This window comes from Halanaerobiales bacterium (genome assembly GCA_035270125.1).
In the GTDB taxonomy this organism is placed as follows: domain Bacteria; phylum Bacillota; class Halanaerobiia; order Halanaerobiales; family DATFIM01; genus DATFIM01.
Map to the genome: position 1 here is coordinate 1 of DATFIM010000119.1, position 3,148 is coordinate 3,148.

Consider the following 3,148-nt stretch of genomic DNA (forward strand, 5'->3'; position numbering starts at 1 on the left):
TAATAGCAGTCCCCTTAATTGGGGACTGAGAATTGAAACTCGCAGAATACAAGAACAATATGTTGCTGCTACTATAGCAGTCCCCTTAATTAGTGGATTTTTAATGAAATAATATTTCAATTTAAATATTTTTAACATCTATAATGATATTATTATAAATAATTTATTCAATATTGTGTTAATTCAACTATTTTTTTGAAATGTTTTCAGTTTATTATTAACATTGTTTTTCTATTTTTATAAATATATATTTCTGCCTGCATCTTGACTGCGAGCTGACTGCAAAACTTTTGACAAAGTAAAAATACTGTGATATGATTTAAATGGTCAAAAGTTGTTATGTCAGGCTTTTGAGGAAAAGTTACCATTTGGTAACATGCTATAATCGCCGATATAACGGGGCTTGACGGACTTAAAATCCGGTGGACCATTTAGTGTCCGTATCGGTTCGAGCCCGATCCCCGGCACCATTTTTATTTAAAAAGAAAATAATAATCGGAAGATTATTTTAGTAGTGTTGCTATAGCTCAGTTGGTAGAGCGCCACGTTGACATCGTGGAGGTCAGTGGTTCGAATCCACTTAGCAACACCATTTTATTATTTAAATTAAAAATAAAAAATTGTTGAAAAAGGCAAACTCTTTGAAAAAAGGGGACGCAAAGCTATGGATCTAAAAGAAATTAATTTCTAAGATGGCCAGGCTACCATTAAGTTAAAACATGGCATATTTTGTGCTGTGTTTTTTTATTATCATAATATTTTACAAAGGGTGGGTAAAAAATGACGAATAAATTTTCAATTTTCAAAGGGATTTCAGCAAAATTTTTAGTACCAACATTATTAGTAATAATTTTAGCTATGAGTATTATGGGATATTTTAGTTATCAAAATCATAAAGCAGAGATAACAGAACAAATTGATGAACAGGCAGAACAAAAAATAACAGAGATTAAAAGTACAATTGATGAAAGACAGGAAAATGCAAATATTACTGAAGATGCAATTAATGATTATTTGATATCTGTAACAAAAATATTGTCAGAACATATAAGTATGATGGATGAAGAAAATTTTAATAGAGAAATAAATAATTTGGTTGATAATTTAAATATCAGTGAAATACATATAACTGATAGTGAAGGTGTAATTCAATGGTCTACAGTACCAGATTTTATAGGGTTTGATTTTGATTCATCTGAACAAACTAAACCTTTTTTGGATGGTCTGGATAACAAAAATTTTACTTTGGCTCAAGAAACCCAAAGAAGAGGTACAACTAATGAATTATTTAAATATGTAGGTGTTGCAAGAATTGAAAAAAAAGGAATAGTACAGATAGGTGTTCAACCAGAAAACTTACAAAAAATATTTGATAAAATTGATGTTGCTTCTTTAGCCGATTCAATGCAGTATGGAAATGATGGATATGTTTTTGTAACAAATTTAGATGGAGAAATTGTAAGTCACCCTGATTCATCATTAGAAGGAACAAAAATTCAAGAATATAGTTTTGGAAAAGAGATTGTAAATCAAAAAGATGGTAAAATAACTTATAAGTATGAAGGTGAAGAAAGAATAAATCATTTTTCAAAGTATAATAATTATATTATATCTACTTCTTTACCTACATCAGAGTATAAAAATGATTTGGTTGCATATAGAAACAAACTACTAATGATTACTTTCATCACAATAATTATTATCTCATTAATAATAATATATATAACCAAAAAAATAACAGATCCTATAAATAAATCAGTTGAAATAACAAATCGAATAGCGAATAATGATCTTACTGCTAAAATGCCTGATAAATATCTTGAAAGAAAAGATGAAATAGGTATTTTGAGTCAATCTATAAACAGAATGTCAAATAATATTCGACAAATGGTAAGAAATATATCAAGTATAGCTGAAAACTTATCTGCAAGTAGTGAAGAATTATCTGCTTCCAGTGAAGAAATATCTGCATCAGCTGAACAAGTTGGAAGAGCAATAGAGGAAGTAGCTTCAGGTGCTGAAGAACAGTCAGCTCAAATTGATGAAACACGAAATAATGTAAGTGATCTTGCTTCAGGTATTGATAATGTAAGTGATATGTCAGAAGATATGGATAAACAGGCTGATAATGTAATATCTAATATTGATCAGGGAAAAAATGAAATAAATAATACCATTGAACAGGTCCAGGAAGTTAAAGTTCAGGCAAATAAAACTTCTGAAAATATAAATGAACTTGGAGATTTATCAGAAGAAATTGGAGAAATAGTTGAATTAATCAATGGGATTTCAACTCAGACCAATTTACTTGCTTTAAATGCAGCAATTGAGGCTGCCAGAGCAGGTGAAGCTGGCCGAGGATTTAGTGTTGTAGCTGATGAAATAAGAGAACTTGCAGAAGAATCCTCAGAAGCTACTGAAAATATAGCAGGTTTAATAACTGATATACAAAATAGAGTAGAAGTTACAATTGGCCAGATGAATAAAGCAGAAGATGCAGTAGGTACAAGTGTAGATGCTATTAAATCTACTGAAGATTCATTTGAAGAAATTAATAATGCAGCTCGCAAATTACGCGATTTAATTGAAGATGTTTCTCAAGCTACAAGTGGAATGGCTGATAATAGTAGTGAAGTAAGTGCATCGATTGAAGAAATTGCAGCTGTAAGTGAGGAAGCATCAAGTAATGCAGAAGAAGTTGCTGCTTCAAGTGAAGAACAGAGTGCTTCAACTGAAGAAATTGTAGAAGCATCAGAAAACTTAGCTGAAATGGCCGAAAAACTGTCACAAACAATTGATAAATTTAATATATAAATAAAAAGGAGGAATATCCCTATGTTTGATTAATCTATAACAATAGGGATATTCTTATATTTACTAAGATTCAATTGAGGAGGTTTTAAACTTGAGTGATAAAAACCAATACTTACAGATGTTTTTTGATGAATCAAGAGAATACATACAGATGTTAAATGAAGGAGTTCTAGCTCTAGAAAATAATCCAGAGGATAGTGAGATAATAAATACTATCTTTAGAGCAGCACATTCACTAAAAGGAATGGCAGCAACAATGGGCTTTGACTCTCTAACAGAACTAACCCATAAAGTAGAAAATATACTTGATAGAGTAAGAAATGATGAACTTAAA

At 30.3% G+C, this 3,148-nt stretch carries 2 protein-coding genes, 1 tRNA gene and 1 riboswitch; all 3 genes read left to right on the top strand.

Going from position 1 to position 3,148, the window contains the following annotated elements; translation table 11 throughout:
• The first annotated feature begins 516 nt into the window (after nt 1-516).
• Nucleotides 517-592: transfer RNA gene (locus tag VJ881_06225), tRNA-Val, on the top strand.
• A 29-nt stretch (nt 593-621) separates the two neighbouring features.
• Nucleotides 622-709: riboswitch (cyclic di-GMP riboswitch) on the top strand.
• Between the two features lie 71 nt (nt 710-780).
• Nucleotides 781-2,814 (top strand): methyl-accepting chemotaxis protein, encoded by a 2,034-nt coding sequence (locus VJ881_06230; GenBank protein HKL75646.1) that lies wholly within the window; start codon nt 781-783, stop codon nt 2,812-2,814.
• A 91-nt stretch (nt 2,815-2,905) separates the two neighbouring features.
• On the top strand, nt 2,906-3,148 hold a 243-nt coding region (locus VJ881_06235; protein HKL75647.1), incomplete at its 3' end, for an Hpt domain-containing protein.